The sequence below is a fragment of the Corallococcus sp. CA054B genome (assembly GCF_003611625.1).
GTDB lineage: Bacteria > Myxococcota > Myxococcia > Myxococcales > Myxococcaceae > Corallococcus > Corallococcus coralloides.
Genome location: NZ_RAVY01000143.1, coordinates 1 through 25,782, shown reverse-complemented (window position 1 = coordinate 25,782; position 25,782 = coordinate 1). Strand labels below are relative to the sequence as shown.

Genomic DNA, 25,782 nt, shown 5'->3' with positions numbered 1-25,782 from the left:
ATCCCCAAGCCCACCGCGAAGCCCCTGCCCCCGGCCGTGGCGTCCATGCGCGAGCGCATCATCAAGGCCGCCGTGGCGTGCGACTACGCGGGGCTCCAGAAGCTGGGCGACGAGAAGGGCCAGAGCGTGCGCTTCTCCTACGACCCGGACCAGGACATGGCCACCACCTGGCGCATCCAGGAGGAGTGGAAGGACAGCCCGCAGCCGGTGCTGGCGCGGCTGGTCCACGTCCTCAACCTCCCCTTCTACCAGGAGGGCAACCTCTACTGGTGGCCCACCGCCTTCCGTGAAGGCGCCACCGAGGCGGACTTCGCCCTGCTCAAGGGCATCTATCCGGACGAGATGATCACCGACATGCGCCAGCAGAAGAGCTACATCGGCATGCGCGTGGGCATCTCCGCGGACGGCGACTGGCAGGCCGCCATCCAGGGCGACTGAGTTGCCCGCGGGTCAGTCGCCGGTGACGAAGCGCGCGACGGCCTCCTGGACCTCCTCGTCGCCCATCATCCCCACGTGGTCCGCCTGCGTCTCCAGCCGGTCCACGTGGATGGGCGGCGGTGGCAGCGCCCGCGCCGTCAGGACCGAACCGTCACCGTCCGCGAGCACCGGATCCTCGAACGTGGGCTTCCCGTCGATGATCCGGAACGACTTGATCAACGGATGCCCCACGCCCACCACCGCCAGCGTGCGGAAGGGCGGCGGCGGTCCGTCGTTCTCGGAGAGGGCCCGCGCCAGCTCCGAGCGCGCCGCCAGCATGCGCTCCAGCCACTGGCGATACGCGGGCAGCTTCCGCACCGCCGGGTCCTGGAACACGCCCCACCCGCCGTCGACCCACGCGTCCGGCCGGTAGGCATCGAACGACACCGGCTGGCCGCTCGCGTCCACGAAGAAGTCGCTCTCCGCCGGCAGCAGCTGGAACGCGGACGCGAAGGTGAAGAGCGCCTCCGGTGACAGGAGCGCCCGGTTGCGCCCCACCGGCGTGCCCAGGGTGAAGTCGTCGAACATGCCCGGCGCGCCCCGGAACGGCGTGCCCAGGAACACCACGCGCTTCACGTGCCGGGCGCCCGCCCACGTGGGCTCGCCCGTGTCGTCGCCAGCGCCGTAGCGCAGGCAGTGCAGCGTGACGAGCCCGCCCATGCTGTGCGCCACCAGGTTCACCTTCACCCGGCCGCCCCGCGCCTCCGCGAGCGAATCCAGCAGCGCGCACAGCCGCTTCGCCGTCACGCGGTTGTCCTGCCGCCAGTCGTAGTCGAAGACGACGAAGCCCGGCAGCCGCTCGCGCCCGAACTCCAGGAAGCTTTTGTAGATGTCGTAGCGCGCCACCCACGGCAGCACCGTGAAGCGCGTCATCGGTCCGTCCGCCTCCAGCGGCCCGAAGCCCGGCGACTCCCGCTGCCCGGGAAACGGCAGCGCCAGCGAACGCTCGCCGCGCGTCAGCAGGTCGCCCACGGACACCCAGGCCCGCTCGCGCTCGCCCTCCGCCGTCGCGAGGAACGACCCGCGATACCCATGGATGAAGACCGTCACCTCCTCACCCGTGGGTGGAGGCAACGCGACGCGGGAGGCCGTACAGGCGCTCAGCAACAACGAGACCGCGACCGGCGGGAAGAGGCGCATGCGCCGCAACGTCGGCCACGAGCTCGTTCCACGCAAGGCCCGGGAATCAAGACCCCAGGCGGGTCAGGACTGCCCTCCTGTAAAAGTATGGATTCACAGCAACCCGGCTTGCGTACTCCGGCCAGTCCCGTGCAAAAGGCAGCGCGCACACCCGGTCCGGGTCAAGGGAGTTCGAGCCATGGATGAAGTCGTCGTTCAATTGAAGTCACTTGCCCTGACCGAAGCGCTCCCGCTGCTGATCAAGGTCATTGGGGCGCTGTTCATCTGGTTCATCGGGCGGACGATCATCGCCGGCTTCCGCAAGGTGCTGGACATGGGCCTGCAGCGGCGGCAGCTGGACGCCACGCTGATCCGCTACGTCGGTTCGCTGTTCACCGGCACGCTCACGTTGATGCTGATCGTCGGCATCCTGGGGCTGATGGGCGTGGAGACCACGTCCTTCGCCGCGTTGATCGCCGCCGCGGGTATCGCCATCGGCGCGGCCTGGTCCGGGCTGCTGGCCAACTTCGCCGCGGGCATCTTCCTGCTGGTGCTGCGCCCCTTCCGCGTGGGCGAGGAGATCGAAGCCGGCGGAGTCGTGGGCATCGTCCAGGAGATCGGCCTGTTCGTCACCACGCTCGACACGTCGGACAACGTGCGGATCGCCGTGGGCAACAACCAGATGTTCAGCGACAACATCATCAACTACAGCCACCACCCGCACCGCAAGATGACGGTCAAGGTGCCGCTGCTGCACGGCGTGGACGTGCGGGTGCTTCAGCAGGCCCTGGTGGACCGCATGGCCACGGTGAAGGGCGTCCAGGAGAAGCCCGTGCCGCAGGTGGAGATCGCGGAGTTCACGCTCCAGGGCCCCATCCTGGCGGTGTGCATCTTCTGCAAGCCCACCGAGTACAACGACACGCAGGCCAACGTGGGGGATGCCATCGCGGAGACCCTCCTGGCCGTGGGCTACACCGTGCCCACGCCTGCCGTGCTGGCCGCGCCGCCACCGCCGCTGGCGAAGGTGGGCTGAAACGCAGTCGTTGACCGGTGGCGGGCAGCCAACCCCAGGGCTGCTCCCCCTCCATGCGGGGGACGCCCCCGCGAACAGGTTCCCCTCTGAGCGACACCGTGAGCTCTTCCGGTGATGAGTTCGGGGATCCCTTTCTTCCCATAAATACCCGGATTTACTCAGACTTCCGGCTGGGCGCCCCCATGACAGCCTGGCTGCCCACGGAATAGCGTGGTCAGTGTGGATTTGGCCCGCCCTCTGCTTCTCGCGAGAGAGCAGCGCAGGGCGGCAATCCAGAATCAGCAGCAGGTCTGATTTCTCGCGAAGGCCACTCCCCCAAGTGGCGCTCGCGATGGCGTCCCCGAGCGCGGAGTACATGAGATGAGCCAGGAGCTGTCGAAGCGGATCGCGAATCTCTCACCGGAGAAGCGCGCGGAGCTGCTCAAGAAGATGGCCGCGCAGAAGGCCATCGCCGGCAACTCCGTCCAGGGCCTCATCCCGGTGCAGGACCGTACGCGCCCGCTGCCCCTGTCCTTCGCCCAGCAGCGCCTCTGGTTCATTGATCAGCTGCAGCCCGGCACGTCCCTCTACAACGTGCCCATGGCGGTGCGCCTGGAGGGTGCACTCGACGTGGCCGTGCTGGAGCGCGCGCTGCGCGAAGTGGTGCGCCGTCACGAAGTGCTGCGCACCATCTTCCGCGAGGACGAATCCGGCCCCGTGCAGGTGGTGTCTCCGGAGCCGGCGCTCACGCTGGAGCAGCACGACCTCACGGGCTCGCCGCCGGAGAAGGCATGGCAACTGGCCCGTGAAGCCGCGGCCCGGCCCTTCCACCTGGACAAGGGACCGCTGCTGCGCACGCTGCTGCTGACGTCCGCGCCGAACGAGCACCTGCTCGTGGTGGTGGTGCACCACATCGTCTCCGACGGCTGGTCCATGACGCTGCTGGTGCGCGAGGTGGCGCTGCTCTACGGAGCCTTCGCGCGAGGACAGGCCGTGCCGCTGCCGCCGCCAGGCATCCAGTACGCGGACTTCGGTGTCTGGCAGCGCGAGTGGATGCAGGGTCCCCGGCTGGAGAAGCACCTCGGTTACTGGAAGCGCCAGCTGGCAGGAGTGCCCTCCGCGCTGGAGCTGCCCACCGACTTCTCCCGCCCCGCGGCCCGAAGTGGCCGGGGCGCCCGGCATGAGCTCCTGCTGCCGCGCGGGCTGACGGACGCGCTGAAGGCCCTGGCGCAGCAGGAGGGCGCCTCCCTCTACATGGTGCTGCTGACGGGCTGGCAGGTGCTGCTGTCGCGCTACGCGGGGCAGGAGGACGTGACGGTGGGCTCGCCGGTGGCGGGCCGCACGCGCGGCGAGGTGGAGGGCCTCATTGGCCTGTTCGTCAACACAGTGGTGCTGCGCACGCAGGTGGAGCCCTCCGCGTCCTTCCGCGCGCTGCTGCACCAGGTGCGCGAGACGGTGCTCGCGGCCCATGAGCACCAGGAGTTCCCCTTCGAGCGGATGGTGGAGGAGCTGCGCCCGGAGCGCACCCAGGGGCGCACGCCGTTCTTCCAGGTGATGCTCACGCTCCAGGCCTCCTTCCGCGGCGCGGCGTCCGTGGAGGGCGTGAAGCTGGAGGCCCTGGAGCTGGACACGTTCACGTCGAAGTTCGACCTGATCCTCCAGGTGCTGGAGACGGAAGCGGGCCTCAAGGGCTTCCTCGAGTACGACACCGACCTCTTCACCGCGCCCACGATGGCGCGCATGGCGGAGCACCTGCGCGTGCTGCTGGAGGGCGCCGTGCGCCGTCCGCACGAGGCCGTCTCCCGCCTGCCGCTGCTCACCGACGCCGAGCGCCACGAGGTGCTCCTCGCCTGGCAGCCGCCCCGCCCCGCCCCGCTGCCGTGGAGCTCGCAGCACGGCGCCTTCGAAGCCCAGGTGGACCTCACGCCGGACGCGGTCGCCGTCACCTTCGGGGACCAGTCGCTCACGTACGCACAGCTGGAGGCCCGCGCGTCGCGGCTGGCGCGGCACCTGCGCCGGCTGGGCGTGGGCACGGAAGTGCGGGTGGGCCTGTGCGTGGAGCGCTCGCTCGACATGCTGGTGGCGGTGCTCGCCGTGCTGAAGGCCGGGGGCACCTACGTGCCGTTAGACCCGGCGTTCCCCACGGACCGCCTGGCGTACATGGTGGAAGCGAGCGGGATGCCGGTGCTGGTATCGCAGCGCTCGCTGGAGTCCCTCCTGCCGCCGCACTCGGCGCGCGTGGTGCTGCTGGACGGAGACGCGGAGGCCATCGCGGCGGAGGACGGCTCGCCGCTGCGCGACGCGGTGCCGCCGGAGGCCGTGGCGTACGTGCTCTTCACCTCCGGCAGCACCGGCCGTCCCAAGGGCGTGCAGGTGCCGCACGGCGCGGTGGCGCGCTTCCTGGCGGCGCTGCGCGGGACGACCGGCATGTCCTCGAAGGACGTGCTGGTGGCCGTCACCACGCTGTCGTTCGACATCGCGGTGCTGGAGCTGTTCCTGCCGCTGTCGGTGGGCGGCCAGGTCGTCATCGCGTCGCGGGACATCGCCGTGGACGGTTCGCGGCTCGCGGCCCTGCTCCAGCGGTGCGGGGCGACGGTGCTCCAGGCCACGCCCAGCACCTGGCGGCTGCTCCTGGAGACGGACTGGAAGGGCCCGGAGCTGACGGCGCTCACCGGCGGCGAGGCCCTGCCGCGCGAGCTGGCCGAGTCGCTGCTCCAGCGCTGCCGCGTGCTGTGGAACGTGTATGGCCCCACGGAGACGACGGTGTGGTCCACCGCGCACGCGGTGGCCTCGGGCACGGGCAGCGTGCCGATTGGCCATCCCATCTCCGGCACGCGGGTGTACGTGCTGGACAGCGGGATGAACCCGGTGCCGCGCGGCGTGCCGGGCGAGCTGTTCATCGGCGGCGAGGGCGTCACCCGGGGCTACCTCCACCGGCCGGACCTCACCGCGGACCGCTTCCTCCCGGACGCGTACGGCGGCGTGCCGGGCCTGCGCGTGTACCGCACGGGCGACCGCGTGCGGTGGGCCGCCCACGGCGTGCTGGAGTACCTCAACCGCGTCGACAACCAGGTGAAGCTGCGCGGCTACCGCATCGAGCTGGGAGAGATTGAAGCGGTGCTGAGCCAGGCCCCGGGCGTGCGCGACGCCGCCGTGGTGGTGCGCGGCAGCGGGGCCGACGCACGGCTCGTGGGCTACGTGGTGGCGCGTCCCGGACAGACGCTGGAGTCCCAGGCCCTGCGCGCGCTCATGAAGGAGCGACTGCCCGAGTACATGGTGCCGTCCGCGCTGGTCGTGCTGGACGCGATGCCCCTGACGCCCAACGGCAAGGTGGACCGCAAGGCGCTGCCGGCGCCGGACGTGTCCACGGAAGCCGTGCGCGAGTTCGTCGCGCCGCGCACGCCGATGGAGGCCCAGGTCGCGGAGCTCTACGCGTCGCTCCTCCAGGTGCAGCGGGTGGGCGCCACCGACAGCTTCTTCGAGCTGGGAGGGCACTCGCTGCTGGCCACGCGGCTGACGTCGCGGTTGCGCACGGCGTACCAGGTGGACCTGCCCCTGCAAGCGTTGTTCGAGTCCCCCACCGTGGCGGACCTGGCGGCGCGCATCGCGGCCTCGGCGAAGGATCCGCGCTTCGCGGCCCCGCCCCCGGTGGTGCCGGTGCCGCGCACCCAGAAGCTGCCCGCGTCCTTCGCGCAGCAGCGCCTCTGGGTGCTGGAGCAGCTCGATCCGGGCTTGGCCGCGTACAACATGCCGTTCTCGCTGCGGCTGACCGGAGCGTTGAACCTGGAGGCCCTGCGCCGCGCCCTGGAGCTGGTGGTGCACCGGCATGAGGCGCTGCGCACCACCTTGCGGCAGGACAGCGGCGCGCCCGTGCAGGTCATCGCACCGCCCGAGCCGCTGGTGCTGCCGGTGGTGGACCTGCGCGCCCTTTCGCCGGAGCTGCGCGACGCGGAGGTGAAGCGCCGCTCGGAGCTGGAGGTGCGGCTCCCGTTCAACCTGGAGGCGGGACCGTTGCTGCGCGTGTCGGCGCTGGTGCTGGATGCGCAGGAGCACCTGGTGCTGCTGACCCTCCACCACGCCGTCTTCGACGGCTGGTCCATGAGCATCCTGATGCGGGAGCTGTCGGAGTCCTACCGGGCCCTGGTGGCGGGGACGCAGCCCGTCCTGCCCGCGCTGCCCTTCCAGTACGCGGACTTCGCGGTGTGGCAGCGCCAATGGATGTCGGGCGCGGAGAAGGAGCGGCAGCTCGACTGGTGGCGCCAGCAGCTCGAGGGGATGCCGTCCGTGCTGGAGCTGCCCACCGACCGTCCGCGCGGCCTCCGCGAGGCGCATCCCGGCGCGCTGATGCAGGTCGCGTTCCCCCTGGAGCTGACGCGGGCCGTGGAGGCCCTCTGTGTGCGCGAGGGCCTCACGCCCTTCATGCTCCTGCTCGGCGCGCTCCAGGTGTTGATTGGCCGCTACTCCGGTCAGGACGACGTGAGCATCGGTTCGTCCGTGGCGGGCCGGAACGACGCGCAGCTGGAGGGACTGCTCGGGTTCTTCATCAACACGCTCGTGCTGCGCACCCGGATGGGCGGAGAGCCCACCGTGCGGCAGCTGCTGGGCCGCGTGCGCACCACCACGCTGGGGGTGCTCGCGAACCAGTACGTGCCGTTCGAGGAGCTCCAGCCGATGCGCGACCTGCGCGGGGCGCCGTTGTTCAACGTGCTGTTCCTCATGCAGAACATCCCGGAGGTGGACCTCTCGCTCGCGGGCGTGAAGGTGCGGGTCGAGGAGCGCATGGGCGCCTCCGCGAAGTTCGATCTCACGCTGTCGCTCGCGCGGGGCGACGAGGGCTTCACGGGAGAGCTGGAGTACGACACCGACCTCTTCGACAGGTCGACCGTCGAGCGGATGATGCGGCACCTGCGGCTGCTCGTGGAGGGGTTCGTCGCGCATCCGGATCAGCGCGTGTCGTCGCTACAGCTGCTCGCGGGGGAGGAGCGGCAGCAGGTGCTGGTGGAGTGGAATGCCACGCGCGCGCCGTTCCCCGAAGCGTGCATGCACTCGCTCTTCGAGGCGCAGGTGCGTCGCGCTCCGGAGTCGGTGGCCGCGGTCTTCGAAGGGACGCACCTGACGTATGCGCAGCTGGACGCGCGCGCCAATCAGCTTGCCCATGCGCTTCGCCGTCGCGGCGTGGGGCCCGAAGTCCGCGTCGCCCTCAGCGTCGAGCGCTCCCTCGACGTCGTCATCGGCCTTCTTGGCATCCTGAAGGCCGGTGGTGCCTGGGTGCCCGTCGATCCGCTCCTGCCCCGCGAGCGCCTGGCCTTCATGCTGGAGGACAGCGCGGCCCAGGTGCTCGTCACCCAGCAGCCCCTGGTGGACCGCTTCCCCGAAGCGCTGCATGCCCGAGCGCTCTGCGTGGACACGGAGCGCGAGTCGCTGGCGCAGGAGCCGACGGATGCGCCCGTGACGGGCGTGACGCCGGCGAACATGGCGTACCTGCTCTACACGTCCGGCAGCACGGGTACGCCCAAGGGCACGGCGGTGGAGCACCGCAGCGTCGCCAACCTCGTCACCCATGAAGCGGTGGCCTACGGCATTGGCCCCGGCAGCCGCGTGTTGCAGTTCGCCAGCCTCAGCTTCGACCTCTCCGTGGAGGAGATTTTCACCACCCTCTGCAACGGCGCCACGCTGGTGCTCGCGCCGCTGGAGAAGCTGATGCCGGGCGCGCCGCTGCCCGTGCTGCTGCGTGAGCAGGAGTTGAGCGTCGTCAGCCTCACCCCCGCGGCGCTGGCGGCCACGTCCTCCGAGGGGCTGCCCAAGGTGCGCACCGTCATCTCCGGCGGTGAAGCCCTGCCCGCGGACGTCGTCGCGCGCTGGGCCCCGGGACGGCGGCTCCTCAACACCTACGGCCCGACAGAAGCCACCGTCATCGCCACCTTCGGTGAGGTGGTGGCGGATGGGAACGTGCCCTCCATCGGCAAGCCGCTGGCGAACGTGCGCCTCTACGTATTGGACGCGCACGGGCAGCCCGTACCCGTGGGCGTGCGCGGTGAGTTGCACATCGGCGGCGTCGGCGTGGCGCGTGGGTACGCAGGACGGCCCGGCCTCACCGCCGAGCGCTTCGTGCCGGATGACTTCTCCGGTGAGGAGGGGGCTCGCCTCTACCGCACGGGCGATGTGGTGCGCTGGCGCGCGGATGGCCAACTGGACTTCGTTGGCCGCATCGACGCCCAGGTGAAGGTGCGTGGCTTCCGCATCGAGTTGGGTGAAGTCGAGAATGCCCTGCGCGCCGCCCCCGCGGTGAAGGACGCTGTCGTGCTCGCCCGCGAGGATTCCCCGGGCGACAAGCGGCTGGTGGCCTATGTCGTCGGTGACGCCCTCGACGTCACGGCCCTCCGCGCGCACCTCAAGCAGCACCTGCCTGAGTACATGGTGCCCGCTGCCTTCGTCCCCATGGACGCGCTGCCGCTGACGTCCAACGGCAAGGTGGACCGCAAGGCCCTGCCCATCCCGGACGCGAGCGTGCTCCGGGCCTCACACGCCTACGAGGCTCCCGCGACGCCACTGGAGGAGCAGCTCGCGGCCCTGTGGAGCGAAGTGCTGCGCGTCCCCACCGTGGGCCGCACGGACAACTTCTTCGAGCTGGGGGGCCACTCGCTGCTCGCCACTCAGCTGGTGGCCCGTGTGCGTGCGGCACTGGACGTGGAGTTGCCCCTCCGCGCCCTCTTCGAAGCCCCCACCATCGCCGCGCTCGCAGGGAAGTTGCAGCGGACCGCTACCGGTACGCGCCTGCCGCCTCTGACTCGCACGCGCACCGAGGGCCCGCAGCCGCTTTCGTTCGCCCAACAGCGCCTCTGGTTCCTTGACCAACTTGCGCCGGATGACGCGTCCTACAACCTCCCCGTCGCGCTGCGCCTCCTGGGCCGCCTCGACGTGGAGTCCCTGCGTCGTGCCTTCGAGGCGCTGGTGGCACGGCATGAAGCCCTGCGCACCACCTTCTTCGAAGATCAGGGCCAGCCCTTCCAGCGCATCCACGCCCCGGCGACCTGGGCGCTCCCCGTGGAGGACCTGTCCGGTCTGGAGGAGTCCGCGCGCGAGGCGGAGACCCTACGGCTTGCCACCCGTGAGGCCCGGCAGCCCTTCCACCTCGTCCATGGGCCCCTGCTACGCACGGCGCTCTTGAGGTTGGAGGAAGAGACACACGTCCTCCTCGTGACGATGCACCACATCGTCTCCGACGGCTGGTCCATGGGTGTCCTCGTGAAGGAATTGGCCACGAGCTACGCCGCCTTCTCCGCGGGCCGTGAGCCTTCGCTCGCGCCACTGCCGGTGCAGTACGCGGACTTCGCCCTCTGGCAGCGCCAGTGGCTCCAGGGTGAGACGCTGGAGTCGCAGCTCGGATACTGGAAGCAGCAGCTGGCCGGTGCCCCTGCCGCGCTGGAGCTGCCCACGGACCGTCCTCGGCCAGCCGTGCAGTCGCGGCGCGGCGCCACGGTGCCCGTGCACTTCCCCTCGGAGCTGACGGACTCACTGCGCAGCCTCGCTCAGCGGGAGGGCGCGACGCCCTTCATGCTGCTGCTCTCTGCATTCCAGCTGCTGCTGTCGCGCTACTCCGGCCAGGACGACATCAGCGTCGGCTCCCCCATCGCCGGCCGTACCCACGCAGAGGCCGAAGGCCTCATCGGCTTCTTCGTCAACACGCTGGTGTTGCGTGCCCACGTGCGCCCGGAGGACTCCTTCCGGCAGCTGCTGGCCCAGGTGAAGGCCACCACGCTCGCGGCCTACGAGCACCAGCACGTCCCCTTCGAGAAGCTGGTGGAGGTCCTCCAGCCCTCGCGCGACTTGAGCCGCAGCCCTCTCTTCCAGGTGATGCTCGTCCTGCAGAACGCACCCGCCGAAGCGCTGCGCGTGCCGGGCATGGCCTTCCAGCCCATTCCCCTGGAGGGCAACTCCTCCCGCTTCGACCTGGCCCTCACCCTCTTCGAGGTGCCCCAGGGCCTCACCGGCTTCCTCGAGTACAGCTCCGACCTCTTCGACGCCGCCACCGTCCAGCGCCTCATGGGCCACTTCGGCGTCCTCCTCTCCGCCCTCGCGGCCCAGCCGGACGCTCGCGTGTCCACGCTGGAGGTGATGACCGCGGAGGAGCGGAAGCAGCTCCTCATCGAGTGGAACGAGACGGACGCCACCTTCCCGCGCGACACCTGCATCCACCAGGTCGTCGCCGAGCACGCTCGCCGGTCGCCTGACGCGGTCGCCGTGCGCATGGGGGAGCGAAGCGTCACCTACTCTGCCCTCAACGCCTGGGCTCACGGGATTGCCGTCGAGTTGCACGCGGCCGGTGTCACTCGGGGCAGCCGCGTCGCTGTCCTCGCGGAGCGCTCCCCGGAGTTGGTGGCGGGCTTGCTGGGCGCCCTCAAGGTGGGCGCCGCCTACGTCCCCGTCTCTCCCGGTGTCCCGCCGGAACGCCTGGCATTCATGCTGGAGGACTGCGGAGCCTCGGTCCTCCTCACCCAGCAGCACCTGCGGGACTCGCTGCCCTCCCTCTCTTCTCGCGTCCTCTCGTTGGAGATGGAAACGGGTGCAACGCAGCAACCGCTGTCGGTGACGCCCGTGGGCCCGGAGGACCTAGCCTACGTCATCTACACCTCCGGCAGCACCGGCCGTCCCAAGGGCGTCGCCGTCCACCACCGCGCGTTGATGAACCTCGTCTCCTGGCACCAGCGCACCTATTCGCTGACGCCCCAGGACTCCACCGCCCTCACCGCGGGCGTCGCCTTCGACGCTTCCACCTGGGAGGTGTGGCCTTCGCTTGCTTCCGGCGCCAGCCTCGTCATCCCGCCCGACGCCGTGCGCGCGGAGCCTTCCCAGCTGCTTCAGTGGCTGGCCCGTGAAGCCATCACCACCTGCTTCATGCCGACGCCCCTGGCCGAGGCCGTGCTGCGTGAAGAGTGGCCTCGCCCCATGGCCCTGCGTGCCCTGCTGACGGGCGGAGACGCCCTGCACCATGGCCCGCCGCCTTCAGTGCCCGCCACCCTCTTCAACCACTACGGCCCCACTGAGAGCACCGTCGTCGCCACCTTCACCTCCGTCGCGCGCGACGACGGCACGCGGCCTCCCATTGGCCGCCCCATCGCCAACACCCGCACCTACGTCCTCGATGCCCGGTTGCAGCCGGTGCCCGTGGGGGTCCCCGGTGAGCTCTTCCTCGCGAGTGAAGGCCTGGCCTGGGGCTACCTGGGCCGACCCGCGCTGAGTGCCGAGCGCTTCATCCCGCACCCCTTCTCCTCCTCGCCGGGTGCCCGCCTCTACCGTACCGGTGACGTCGTGCGCTGGAGGGCAGACGGCCAGCTGGACTACCTCCAGCGGCTCGACTTCCAGGTGAAGGTGCGTGGCTTCCGCATCGAGCTGGGTGAAATCGAGGCCTCGCTCCTCGCCCATGCTTCCGTCCATGAAGCCGTCGTCCTCGCCCGTGAGGACGTCCCAGGTGACAAGCGCCTCGTCGCCTACGTCGTGGGTGAAGCCCTCGACGTCACGGCCCTGCGCGCCCACCTCAAGCAGCACCTGCCCGAGTACATGGTGCCCGCCGCCTTCGTCCCGCTGGCGGCACTCCCACTGACGTCCAACGGGAAGGTGGACCGCAAGGCCCTTCCCGTCCCGGAGTCCTCGCCTGTCGCGGACTTCGTAGGCCCGCGCAATCCCACCGAGGAGAAGCTCGCGGATGTCTTCGCCCAGGTCCTGCGCGTGGAGCGCGTGGGCGTCCACGACGACTTCTTCTCTCTCGGGGGCCACTCGCTGCTGGCCACCCAGCTCGTCTCTCGTATCCGCGCGGCCTTCGATGCGGAGCTGCCTCTGCGCTCCCTCTTCGAAGCCCCCACCGTCGCCGCCCTCGCTGAGCGTCTGCGCACCGCGACGTCCGGCCCGCGACTGCCACCGCTCACCCGCGTCGCGCACGAGGGGCCGCCGCCGCTCTCCTTCGCGCAGCAGCGGCTGTGGCTGTTGGATCAGCTCCAGCCGGGCAGCGCCGCGTACAACATCCCCGCGGCCCTCCGGCTGACGGGCCAGGTGGACATCGAAGCCCTGCGCCGCGCCTTCGAGGCCCTCGTTTCCCGGCACGAGACGCTGCGCACCACGCTCGTCCAGCACCAGGGCCAGCCCGCGCAGCGCATCCACGCGCCCGGAACGTGGACGCTGCCGCTGCTCGACGTGTCCTCACTGCCTGAGGCCCAGCGGGAAGAAGAAGCGCGCCGCCTCGCGAACCTGGAGGCCCGGCGTCCCTTCGACCTGGAGGCGGGTCCGCTCCTGCGCACGTCCCTGGTGCGCCTGGGTGAAGCGGAGCACCTGCTGCTGGTGACGATGCACCACATCGTCTCCGACGGTTGGTCCATGGGCGTCCTCGTCCGTGAGCTCACCGCGCTCTACGCGGCGTTCCACGCGGATCAGGTGCCGACCCTCGCGCCGCTGCCCGTGCAGTACGCGGACTTCTCTGTCTGGCAGCAGGTGTGGCTCCAGGGCGAAACGCTGGAGACCCAGCTCGCCTACTGGAGGGAGAAGCTCGCGGGTGCGCCCGCCGCGCTGGACCTGCCCACGGACCGTCCGCGTCCGCCCGTGCAGTCGCACCGTGGCGCCACGGTGGACGTGCGCCTGCCGCCAGTGGTCTCACAAGCCCTCAAGGCCCTGGCCCAGCGCGAGGGCGCGACGCCATTCATGCTGCTGCTCGCCGCCTGGCAGTTGCTGCTGTCCCGCTACTCTGGCCAGGACGACATCAGCGTGGGTTCGCCCATCGCGGGCCGCACGCAGGCGGAGACCGAAGGCCTCATCGGCTTCTTCATCAACACCCTGGTCCTGCGCGCGCGCGTGGAGCCCCGGGCGACGTTCCGCGAACTGCTGGCCCAGGTGCGGGGCACGACGCTCGCGGCCTACGAGCATCAGCACGTGCCGTTCGAGAAGCTGGTGGAGGTCCTCCAGCCCGTGCGCGACCTGAGCCGCAGCGCGCTCTTCCAGGCGATGTTCTCCCTGCAGAACGCGCCCATGGAAGCGCTGCGCGTGCCGGGTTTGTCGTTCGAGCAACTCCCGCTCGAATCGAACTCCGCGAAGTTCGACCTGACGTTGACGATGCAGGACTCGCCCCAGGGCTTCATCGGCGTCCTGGAGTACAGCAGCGATCTCTTCGATGTTTCGACGGTCCAGCGAATGGTGGGCCACCTGGGCGTGCTGCTGGAGGCCATCGCCACGCAGCCGGACTCGACGCTCGCGAGCCTGCCGCTGCTCACCGCTCCGGAGCGGCAGCGGCTCCTCGTGGACTGGAATGGCCCCGGCGCCGAGTTCCCTCGCGACCTCTGCCTCCATGAGGCTTTCGCTGCCCAGGCCCGTCTCACCCCGGAGGCCCTGGCCGTCATCTGCCGTGAGGAGCAGCTCACCTTCCGTGAGCTGGACACGCGCGCAAACCAACTGGCCCACCGGCTGGTGAAGCTGGGCGTCGGCCCTGACGTGCGCGTCGTGCTGTGCGTGGAGCGCTCCGTGGAGGCCCTCGTCGGCATCCTCGGCGCCCTCAAGGCTGGTGGCGCCTACGTCCCCATCGACCCCAGCTACCCCCGCGAGTGGCTCGCTCACGTCCTCACCGACACGGGCGCTCCCGTCGTCCTCACCCAGCAGCGCCTGCGCGGCTCGCTGCCTCCGCACTCCGCGCACACCCTCAGCCTGGACTCCGACGCCGCGGACCTTGCTCTTGAGTCCCAGGGCGCTCCGGTGACGTCCGTCACGCCGGAGCACCTCGCCTACATCATCTACACCTCCGGCAGCACCGGCCGCCCCAAGGGCGTGATGATTCAGCACCGCTCCGTGCTCAACCTTCGCGTCGCGCTTGCCGCGACGGTGCACGCGGATGCCCAGCCGGCAGAGCGCGTCAGCGTCAACGCGCCGCTGTCCTTCGACGCCTCCGTCAAGCAGCTCATCCAGGTGCTCGACGGCCACACCCTCTGCATCATCCCCGACGAGGCCCGCGCCGACGTGGCCGAATTGGTGAATCGCATCGAGAAGGACTCACTGGACGTCCTCGACTGCTCTCCGGCCCACCTGCGCCTGCTGGTGGATGAAGGCCTGCTGGAGCGCAAGGCCATCCCCCGCCGCGTCCTCGTGGGCGGTGAAGCCGTGGACCCCGCCACCTGGCGCCACCTCGCCCAGGCCCCGCGCCCGCGCGTCTTCAACGTCTACGGCCCCACCGAGTGCACCGTCGACGCCACCGCTTGCGCCTTCGAGGCTTCCCCCTCTCCCACCATCGGCAGGCCCCTGCCCAATGTGCGCGTCTACGTGCTGGACCGCACGCTTCGCCCCGTGCCCATCGGCGTCGCCGGTGAGCTCTTCATTGGCGGTGAGGGCGTCGCGCGCGGCTACCTCAACCGTCCAGAGCTGACGGCGGACCGCTTCATCCCCGACGCCTTCTCCTCCACGCCCGGTGCACGCCTCTACCGCACCGGCGACGTGGTGCGCTGGCGCGCGGATGGGATGCTCGACTACCTGGGCCGTGCGGACTTCCAGGTGAAGGTGCGCGGCTTCCGCATCGAGCTGGGCGAAATCGAAGCCGCCCTCCTCAAGCATCCCCAGGTGCACGCCGCCGTGGTGCTGGCTCGCGAGGATGTGCCCGGCGACAAGCGGCTCGTCGCCTACGTGGTGCCTCCGGAAGGCACTCAGGCAGCCCCCACGCCTGAAGTCCTCAAGGACTGGCTCAAGCAGCTCCTGCCCGAGCACATGCGCCCCTCCGCGCTCCTCGTGCTGGAGGCATTGCCTCTCAACACCAACGGCAAGGTGGACCGCAAGGCCCTGCCCGCGCCCCAAGGCACCGCGCTCGCCTCCTCCTATGTCGCGCCGCGCACCCCTGCCGAAGAGCAGCTCGCGGCCCTCTTCACGCAGGTGCTGCACGTGGAGCGCGTGGGCATCCACGACGACTTCTTCGCCCTGGGCGGCCACTCCCTGCTGGCCACCCAGCTTGTCTCGCGCGTGCGCGCCACCTTCCGCAGGGAACTGCCACTGCGGGCCCTCTTCGAGGCACCCACTGTCGCTGCCCTCGCCCGACGCATCGACTCCGAGGGGACCCCCGCGCCGTCGGTTCCCCTTCGGAGGGCGGCGGCCCGCGGCGCCTCGGAGCTGCTGTCCTTCGCGCAGCAGCGGCTGTGGCTGCTGGATCAACTCCAGCCGGGGGATGCGTCCTACAATCTCCCCACCGCGCTCCAGCTCTCCGGGCACCTGGACGTGGAGGCCTTGCGCCGCGCCTTCGAATCGCTCGTCCAGCGTCATGAGGCCCTGCGCACCACCTTCCACGAACACCAGGGCCAACCCACCCAGCGCATCCATGCACCGGAGGGGTGGACACTGCCTCGGGTGGACCTCTCTTCGCTGCCGGAGGCCCAACGAAAGGAAGAATCCCGGCGGCTGGCCGACGCGGAAGCGCGACGTCCATTCGATCTCGCCAGGGGTCCGCTGCTGCGCAGCACGCTGGTGCGCCTGGAGGTGAATGAACACCTGCTGCTGGTGACGATGCACCACATCGTCTCCGACGGCTGGTCCATGGGCGTCCTCGTGCGCGAGATGGTGGCCTTCTACGAGTCCTTCACCATGGGAGGCACGCCGGCCCTCCCGCCGCTGCCCGTGCAGTACGCGGACTTCGCCACGTGGCAGCGCGACTGGCTCCAGGGTGAGGTGCTCGAAGCGCAACTGGGCTACTGGAAGCAGCAGCTGTCTGGAGCACCTTCCGCACTCGAGCTGCCCACGGACCGGCCGCGTCCGCCCGTGCAGTCCCACCGTGGAGCCACCGTGGAGGTGCGGATTCCCGCGCGGGTCTCTGACGCGCTCAAGGCCCTGGCCCAGCGTGAAGGCGCGACGCCCTTCATGACGCTGCTCGCGGCCTTCCAAGTGCTGCTGTCGCGCTACTCCGCGCAGGACGACATCAGCGTGGGTTCGCCCATCGCGGGCCGCACGCAGGCGGAGACCGAAGGCCTCATCGGCTTCTTCATCAATACCCTGGTCCTGCGCGCCAGGATGGATCCGCGCTCGACGTTCCGGGAGCTGCTCGCCCAGGTGCGCGGCACGACGCTCGCGGCGTACGACCACCAGCACCTGCCCTTCGAGAAGCTCGTCGAGGCCGTGCAGCCCGTGCGCGACCTGAGCCGCAGTCCGCTCTTCCAGGCCATGTTCGTCCTGCAGAACACGCCTGCCCGGGAGCTGCACCTGCCGGGCCTGTCGTTCCAGGCCGTGCCGCAAGAAGCCCACTCCGCGATGTTCGACCTCTCCCTCTCGCTGCAAGAGGTCCAGGGAGGGATGGTCGGCGCACTGGAGTACGCGACGGACCTGTTCGACGCGGCGACCGTGCAGCGCATGGCGGGCCATTTCGGCGTGCTGCTGGAGTCCATCGCCCAGAAGCCAGACACGAGGCTTGGCGACCTGCCGCTGCTCACCGACACGGAGCGCCAGCAACTCCTCGTCGAGTGGAATCCTCCTGCCGCGCAGGCGCCGCGTGAGTCCAGCATCTCCGCGATGGTGGAAGCCCAGGTGCGTCGCACGCCGGACGCACTGGCTGTCATCACGCCCGAGCGGCAGCTGACGTACCGGGAGCTGGACGCGAAGGCCAACCAGCTCGCGCACCGCCTGCGCGGCCTGGGCGTCGGGCCCGAAGTCCGTGTCGGCCTGTGCGTCGAGCGCACCGAGGACCTCGTCATCGGAGCCCTCGGCATCCTCAAGGCCGGTGGTGCCTACGTGCCGTTGGACCCCAGCTACCCGCGTGAGCGTCTGGGCTGGCTGCTCGAAGACGCCCAGGGTCCTGCCCTCGTGGCGCATTCGCACCTGCTCTCGGCGCTGCCTGAAACCAGCGCCACGCCGGTGTGCCTCGACTCGGATGCGGAGCTGACGAAGCAGCCCATCTCCGCGCCCGTGGCGGACATCCACGCCGGCCACCTCGCCTACCTCATCTACACCTCCGGCAGCACCGGCCGTCCCAAGGGCGTCGCCATCTCTCACGGCAACGCGGTGGCGTTCCTCCACTGGGCGCTCGCCACGTTCTCTGCCGAGGAGCTGAAGGGCACCCTCGCCGCGACGAGCCTTAACTTCGACCTCTCCGTCTTCGAGCTCTTCGCGCCATTGAGCAGTGGCGGTGCGGTGGTGGTGGCTCGCAACGCCCTGCATCTGGCGGAGCTGCCGACGGCCTCCCACGTCACCCTCGTCAACACCGTGCCCTCCGCCATGGCGCAACTGCTGCGCCTGGGCGCGGTGCCTCCCTCGGTGCGAGTCATCAACCTCGCCGGTGAGGCCTTGCCCGAGACGCTCGCGAAGCAGGTCTACGCGGTCCCCACCGTCGAGAAGCTCTTCAACCTCTACGGGCCTTCCGAGGACACCACCTACTCCACCGCGTCCCTCGTCGGTCGTGACGAGGTGCCCCTCATCGGCCGCCCGCTGCCTGCGACGCGCGCCTACGTGCTGGACGCCTCGTTGCAGCCGGTGCCCGTGGGTGTCGCAGGTGAGCTGTACCTCGCGGGTGAAGGCCAGGCTCGCGGATACCTGCTGCGTCCGGAACTCACGGCGGAGCGCTTCGTGCCGGAGCCCTACGGGCCTCCCGGCGGCCGCATGTACCGCACGGGCGACCGCGTCCGTTACCGCGTGGACGGGCGCCTGGAGTACCTGGGCCGCATCGACTTCCAGGTGAAGGTGCGCGGCTTCCGCATTGAGCTGGGCGAAATCGAAGCGGCCCTTCGCCGTGCGCCGGGCCTCAAGGATGTCGTTGTCGTCGCCAAGGGCGAGGCCGCTGACAAGCGCCTCGTCGCCTACGTCACTCCCAAGGCCGAGGCCTCGCTGGAGGTGGAAGCCCTCAAGGCGCACCTGCGCGAGGGACTCCCTGAGTACATGGTGCCCGCCACCTTCGTGGTGCTGGACGCACTGCCCCTCAACTCCAACGGCAAGGTCGACCGCAAGGCCCTGCCGGAGCCGGAAGCACCTCAGTCCGGCAGCACCTACGAAGCACCTCGCACGGAGGTCGAAGCGAAGCTGGCCTCCATCTGGGCAGGGGTCCTCCATCTGCCCCAGGTGGGAGTGAAGGACTCCTTCTTCGAGCTGGGTGGCCACTCGCTGCTGGCCACGCAGGTGGTGTCCCGCGTGCGCGCCGAGTTCAACGTCGAACTCCCCCTGCGCGCGCTCTTCGAGTCCTCCACCGTGGAGGCACTCGCCGGGAGACTGCACGGGAGCGCGACCTCCCAGGCCCCGAAGCTCACCTGCGCCTCGCATGACGGCCCCCGGCCGTTGTCCTTCGCGCAGCAGCGGCTGTGGCTCCTGGATCAGCTCCAGCCTGGGGACGCGTCGTACAACCTCCCCACTGCGCTTCAGCTCTCCGGGCATCTGGACGTGGAGGCCCTGCGCCGCGCATTCGAGTCGCTTGTCCAGCGCCACGAAGCCCTGCGCACCACCTTCCACGCGCATCAGGACCAGCCCATCCAGACCATCCACGCCGCCAGCGGATGGACGCTGCCTCTCGTGGACCTCTCCACCCGGCCCGAGGCGCTACGGGAGGATGAAGCACGTCGGCTGGCCAACGAGGAAGCGCGACGGCCGTTCGATCTCGCCAGGGGACCGCTGCTGCGCAGCACGCTGGTGCGCCTGACCGAGGACTCCCACCTGCTGCTCGTGACGATGCACCACATCGTCTCCGACGGCTGGTCCATGGGTGTCCTCGTGCGCGAGATGGTGGCCTTCTACGAGTCCTTCTCCACGGGCGGTACACCGGCCTTCGCGTCCCTGCCGGTGCAGTACGCGGACTTCGCGGCATGGCAGCGCGACTGGCTCCAGGGGGAGGCGCTGGATGCGCAGCTCCACTTCTGGAAACAGCAACTGTCCGGAGCCCCGGCCGCGCTGGAGCTGCCCACGGACCGGCCGCGATCCCCCGTGCAGTCCCACCGTGGCGCCACCGTGGAGGTGCGGATTCCCGCGCGGGTCTCTGACGCGCTCAAGGCCCTGGCTCAGCGTGAAGGCGCGACGCCCTTCATGGCGCTGCTGGCGGCCTTCCAGGTGCTGCTGTCGCGCTACTCCGCGCAGGATGACATCAGCGTGGGCACGCCCATCGCCGGCCGCACGCAGGCGGAGACCGAAGGCCTCATCGGCTTCTTCATCAACACGCTCGTCCTGCGTGCCCAGCTGAATCCGCGCGCGACGTTCCGGGAGCTGCTGACCCAGGTGCGTGGCACGACCTTCGCGGCCTTCGAGCACCAGCACCTGCCGTTCGAGAAGCTCGTGGAAGCCGTGCAGCCCACGCGCGACCTGAGCCGCAGTCCGCTGTTCCAGGCCATGTTCGTCCTGCAGAACACGCCGAATGAGGCACTGCGCCTGCCGGGCCTGTCCTTCCAGGCACTGCCGCTGGAGACTCACTTCGCGAAGTTCGACCTTTCGCTGGGTCTGCGTGAAGGCCGGGATGGATTCGTCGGCACGCTGGAGTACGCGACGGACCTGTTCGACGCGGCAACCGTGCAGCGCATGGCCGGGCACTTCGGCGTCTTGCTGGAAGCCATCGCGAAGAAGCCGGACACGAGGATTGGCGACCTACCGCTGCTCACCGAATCCGAGCGTCGACAGATTCTCCTCGAGTGGAATCCTGAAGTGGCTCCGGCGACTCGTGAGTCCAGCATCCCCGCGATGGTGGAAGCCCAGGTGCGTCGCACGCCGGACGCACTGGCTGTCATCACGCCCGAGCGGCAGCTGACGTACCGAGAGTTGGACGCGAAGGCCAACCAGCTCGCGCACCGTCTGCGAGGCCTGGGCGTCGGGCCCGAGGTCCGCGTCGGCCTGTGCGTCGAACGCACCGAGGATCTCGTCATCGGTGCCCTCGGCATCCTTAAGGCCGGTGGTGCCTACGTGCCGTTGGACCCCAGCTACCCGCGTGAGCGTCTGGGCTGGCTGCTCGAAGACGCCCAGGGTCCTGCCCTCGTGGCGCATTCGCACCTGCTCTCGGCGCTGCCCGAGACCAGCGCCACGCCGGTGTGCTTGGACTCGGACGTGGAGCTGGCGAAGCAGCCCACCACCGCGCCCGTGGCGGACATCCACGCCGGCCACCTCGCCTACCTCATCTACACCTCCGGCAGCACCGGCCGTCCCAAGGGCGTCGCCATCTCTCACGGCAACGCGGTGGCGTTCCTCCACTGGGCGCTCGCCACTTTCTCTGCCGAGGAGCTGAAGGGTACCCTCGCCGCGACGAGCCTCAACTTCGACCTCTCCGTCTTCGAGCTCTTCGCTCCGCTCTCCAGTGGCGGTGCGGTGGTGGTGGCTCGCAACGCCTTGCACCTGGCGGAGCTGCCGACGGCCTCCCACGTCACCCTCGTCAACACCGTGCCCTCCGCCATGGCGCAGCTGCTGCGTCTGGGCGCGGTGCCGCCCTCCGTGCGCGTCATCAACCTCGCGGGCGAAGCCCTGCCGGAGACGCTCGCCAAGCAGGTCTACGCCGTCCCGACGGTGCAGAAGCTCTTCAACCTCTACGGCCCGTCCGAGGACACCACCTACTCCACCGCATCACTCGTCGGCCGTGACGAAGTGCCGCTCATCGGCCGGCCACTGCCCGCCACGCGCGCCTACGTGCTGGACGCTTCGTTGCAGCCGGTGCCGGTGGGCGTGGCCGGAGAGCTGTACCTCGCGGGTGAAGGCCAGGCTCGCGGCTACCTGCTGCGCCCGGAACTCACCGCGGAGCGCTTCGTGCCGGAGCCCTACGGGCCTCCCGGCGGCCGCATGTACCGCACGGGCGACCGCGTCCGTTACCGCGTGGACGGGCGCCTGGAGTACCTCGGCCGCATCGACTTCCAGGTGAAGGTGCGCGGCTTCCGCGTCGAGCTGGGTGAAATCGAAGCCGCCCTCCGCCGTGCGCCGGGTCTCAAGGACGCCGTCGTCGTCGCCAAGGGCGAGGCCGCTGACAAGCGCCTCGTCGCCTACGTCACCGCTCGCGACGGCCATTCGCTCGACTCCGAGGCACTCAAGGCCCACCTCCGGCAGCAGCTGCCGGAGTACATGATTCCCTCCGCCCTCCTCGTCCTTGACGCTCTGCCCCTCAATTCCAACGGCAAGGTCGACCGCAAGGCACTGCCCGAGCCGGGGAATCTCTCGCGCTCGTCCGACTTCATCGCGCCACGGACCGACACCGAGGAGCAGCTCGCCGCCCTCTTCGCCGAAGTGCTGCGCGTGGAGCGAGTGGGCATCCGGGACGACTTCTTCGCCCTCGGTGGCCACTCCCTGCTGGCCACCCAGCTCGTCTCGCGCGTGCGGGCGACGTTCGCGGTAGAGCTGCCGCTGCGGGCCCTCTTTGAAGCTCCCACCGTTGAAGGGCTCGCACCGAAGCTCGCGAGCGCCCGGTCCGCCTCGCTCGGCGCACCGCCGCTGCGGCCCTCGCCGCGTGAAGGCGCCATTCCGTTGTCCTTCGCCCAGCAGCGACTGTGGCTGTTGGATCAACTCCAACCGGGTGACATCTCGTACAACATCCCCACGGCCCTGCGGCTGACGGGCCCGGTGGACCTGGAGTCGCTGCGCCGCGCCTTCGAAGCACTGGTGGACCGCCACGAATCGCTGCGCACCACGCTCTCCGCCGAGCACGAAGAGCCGTCGCAATGCATCCAGCCTCCCTCCGGTTGGGAGCTGCCCCTCGTCGACCTGACGTCCCTCCCCGAGTCGCAGCGCGAGGAGGAGGCCCAGCGAGCGGCGGCCACGGAGGCCCTGCATCCCTTCCACCTCACCACGGGCCCGCTGCTGCGCAGCACCCTGGTGCGGCTGGGACAGGACTCGCACCTGTTGCTGGTGACGATGCACCACATCGTCTCCGACGGTTGGTCCATGGGGGTCCTGGTCCGGGAGGTGGCCGCCTTCTACGAAGCCTTCAGCACCGGCCGCGCTCCCGTCCTCTCGCCACTGCCCGTTCAGTACGCGGACTTCGCCGTGTGGCAGCGAGGCTGGCTCCAGGGGGAGGCCCTGGACGCGCAGCTGGGCTATTGGAAGCAGCAGCTCGCGGAGGCTCCTTCCGCGCTGGACCTGCCCACGGATCGTCCGCGTCCGCCCATGCAGTCCCGCCGGGGTGCCACGGTGGACGTGCGCGTCCCAGCGCAGGTCTCCCAGTCCCTCAAGGCCCTGGCCCAGCGCGAAGGCGCCACGCCCTTCATGGTGCTGCTGGCGGCCTGGCAGGTGCTGCTGTCCCGCTACTCCGGCCAGGACGACATCAGCGTGGGCACGCCCATCGCGGGCCGCACCCAGGCGGAGACCGAAGGACTCATCGGCTTCTTCGTCAACACGTTGGTGTTGCGCGCCCGGCTGCAGCCGCGAGATTCATTCCGCCAGCTGCTCTCCCAGATGAAGGCCACGACGCTCGCGGCCTACGAGCACCAGCACGTCCCATTCGAGAAGCTGGTGGAAGTCCTCCAGCCCGCGCGAGACCTGAGCCGCAGTGCGCTCTTCCAGGCGATGTTCACCCTGCAGAACACGCCCATGGAGACACTCCGGCTGCCTGGACTGTCCTTCCAGACCGTCCCGGTGGACACGCGGTCCTCCAAGTTCGATCTCACGCTCACCCTCAGCGACTCGCCGCAAGGCTTCATCGGAGTGCTGACGTACGCGACGGACCTCTTCGATGTCTCGACGGTCCAGCGCATGGTGGGCCACCTGGGCGTGCTACTGGAGGCCATCGCCACGCAGCCGGACTCGACGCTCGCGAGCCTGCCCCTGCTCACCGCTCCGGAGCGCCAGCGGCTCCTCGTGGACTGGAATGGCCCCAGCGCCGAGTTCCCTCGCGACCTCTGCCTCCATGAGGCCTTCAGCGCCCAGGCCCGTCTCACCCCGGAGGCCCTGGCCGTCATCTGCCGTGAGGAGCAGCTCACCTTCCGTGAGCTGGATACGCGCGCAAACCAACTGGCCCACCGGCTGGTGAAGCTGGGCGTCGGCCCCGACGTGCGCGTCGTGCTGTGCGTGGAGCGCTCCGTGGAGGCCCTCGTCGGCATCCTCGGCACCCTCAAGGCTGGTGGCGCCTACGTCCCCATCGACCCCAGCTACCCCCGCGAGTGGCTCGCCCACGTCCTCACCGACACGGGCGCTCCCGTCGTCCTCACCCAGCAGCGCCTGCGCGACTCGCTGCCCCCGCACTCCGCCCACACCCTCTGCCTGGACTCCGACGCCGCGGACCTTGCTCTTGAGTCCCAGGACGCTCCGGTGACGTCCGTCACGCCGGAGCACCTCGCCTACATCATCTACACCTCCGGCAGCACCGGCCGCCCCAAGGGCGTGATGATTCAGCACCGCTCCGTGCTCAATCTTCGCGCTGCCCTCGCTGCGACGGTGCACGCGGATGCCCAGCCGGCAGAGCGTGTCAGCGTCAACGCGCCGCTGTCCTTCGACGCCTCCGTCAAGCAGCTCATCCAGGTGCTCGACGGCCACACCCTCTGCATCGTCCCCGACGAGGCCCGCGCCGACGTGGCCGAATTGGTGAATCGCATCGAGAAGGACTCACTGGACGTCCTCGACTGCTCTCCGGCCCACCTGCGCCTGCTGGTGGATGAAGGCCTGCTGGAGCGCAAGGCCATCCCCCGCCGCGTCCTCGTCGGCGGTGAGGCCGTGGACCCCGCCACCTGGCGTCACCTCGCCCAGGCCCCGCGCCCACGCGTCTTCAACGTCTACGGCCCCACCGAGTGCACCGTCGACGCCACCGCTTGCGCCTTCGACGCTTCCCCCTCTCCCACCATCGGCAGGCCCCTGCCCAACGTCCGCGTCTACGTGCTCGACCGCACGCTGCGCCCCGTGCCCATTGGTGTCGCCGGTGAGCTCTTCATTGGCGGTGAGGGCGTCGCGCGCGGCTACCTCAACCGTCCGGAGCTGACGGCGGACCGCTTCATCCCCGACGCCTTCTCCTCCACGCCCGGTGCACGCCTCTACCGCACCGGCGACGTGGTGCGCTGGCGCGCGGATGGCATGCTCGACTACCTGGGCCGTGCGGACTTCCAGGTGAAGGTGCGCGGCTTCCGCATCGAGCTGGGCGAAATCGAAGCCGCCCTCCTCAAGCATCCCCAGGTGCACGCCGCCGTGGTGCTGGCTCGCGAGGATGTGCCCGGCGACAAGCGGCTCGTCGCCTACGTGGTGCCTCCGGAAGGCACTCAGGCCGCACCCACGCCTGAGGTCCTCAAGGACTGGCTCAAGCAGCTCCTGCCCGAGCACATGCGCCCCTCCGCGCTCCTCGTGCTGGAGGCATTGCCTCTCAACACCAACGGCAAGGTGGACCGAAAGGCCCTGCCCGCGCCCCAGAGCGGTGCGCTCGCCTCCACCTACGTCGCGCCGCACACTCCCACCGAGGAACGGCTCGCGTCCATCTGGGCAGCAGTCCTGCGCCTGCCCCAGGTGGGCGTGAAGGACTCCTTCTTCGAGCTGGGTGGCCACTCGCTACTGGCCACCCAGGTGGTGTCCCGCATTCGTTCGGCGTTCAGCGTGGAACTCCCTCTGCGCGCGCTCTTCGAGGCCCCTACCGTGGAGGCGCTCGCGGTTCGTCTCTCGGGGCTCACTCGCACGAACACCTCGCCGCTCACCCGCGTCTCGCATGACGGCCCGCTGCCGCTGTCCTTCGCTCAGCTGCGGCTGTGGCTCATTGATCAGCTCGAACCGGGCAGCCCGCTCTACAACGTGCCTGTCGCAGTCCGTATGGAGGGCCACCTGCGCACGGAGGTGCTGGAGCGTGCGCTTCAGGAAGTCGTGCGCCGACACGAAGCCCTGCGCACCACCTTCGCCCAGGTGGACGGAGAGCCGGTCCAACACATCCATCCCGACAGCCACCCGCCCCTGGCCCTCGTGGACCTCACGGACGTGCCAGAACCCCAGCGCGAGCCCGAGACGCGGGCCCGCGTGGAAGTGGAGATGCGCCGGCCCTTCGACTTGCGCACCGGGCCGCTCCTCCGCACGCTGCTCTTCAAACTCTCCGAGCGTGAGCACGTCCTCGTCGTCACGATGCATCACATCGTCTCTGACGGCTGGTCGCTGGGCGTGCTGGTGCGGGAAGTCTCGGCCCTCTACGCGGCCTTCTCCGCGGGACAGCCGTCGCCCCTGCCTGCGCTTCCCGTGCAGTACGCGGACTACGCGGACTGGCAGCGCCGCACGCTCTCGGGTGAGACGCTGCGGCAGGAAATGGCCTACTGGGAGAGGAAGCTCTCCGGCGCTCC

General features: G+C 70.0%; 4 protein-coding genes. 3 read left to right on the top strand and 1 reads right to left on the bottom strand.

From position 1 onward, the window contains the following. Positions 1–438 (top strand): hypothetical protein (locus tag D7V80_RS28565; RefSeq protein ID WP_233585808.1); only part of this gene is annotated, 438 nt, incomplete at its 5' end. A 12-nt stretch (positions 439–450) separates the two neighbouring features. Here D7V80_RS28565 and D7V80_RS28560 read toward each other — a convergent pair. Then, complete coding sequence (locus D7V80_RS28560; RefSeq protein ID WP_120591172.1) at positions 451–1,617, bottom strand: alpha/beta fold hydrolase; 1,167 nt, start codon at positions 1,615–1,617, stop codon at positions 451–453. A gap of 178 nt (positions 1,618–1,795) precedes the next feature. Between D7V80_RS28560 and D7V80_RS28555 the strand changes: the two genes are divergently transcribed. Then, positions 1,796–2,629: a mechanosensitive ion channel family protein gene (locus D7V80_RS28555; RefSeq protein ID WP_120591171.1), complete on the top strand. Its 834-nt coding sequence runs from the start codon at positions 1,796–1,798 to the stop codon at positions 2,627–2,629. A 360-nt stretch (positions 2,630–2,989) separates the two neighbouring features. Continuing rightward, the coding region (locus D7V80_RS28550; protein WP_120591170.1) for a non-ribosomal peptide synthase/polyketide synthase at positions 2,990–25,782 on the top strand (22,793 nt) is incomplete at its 3' end.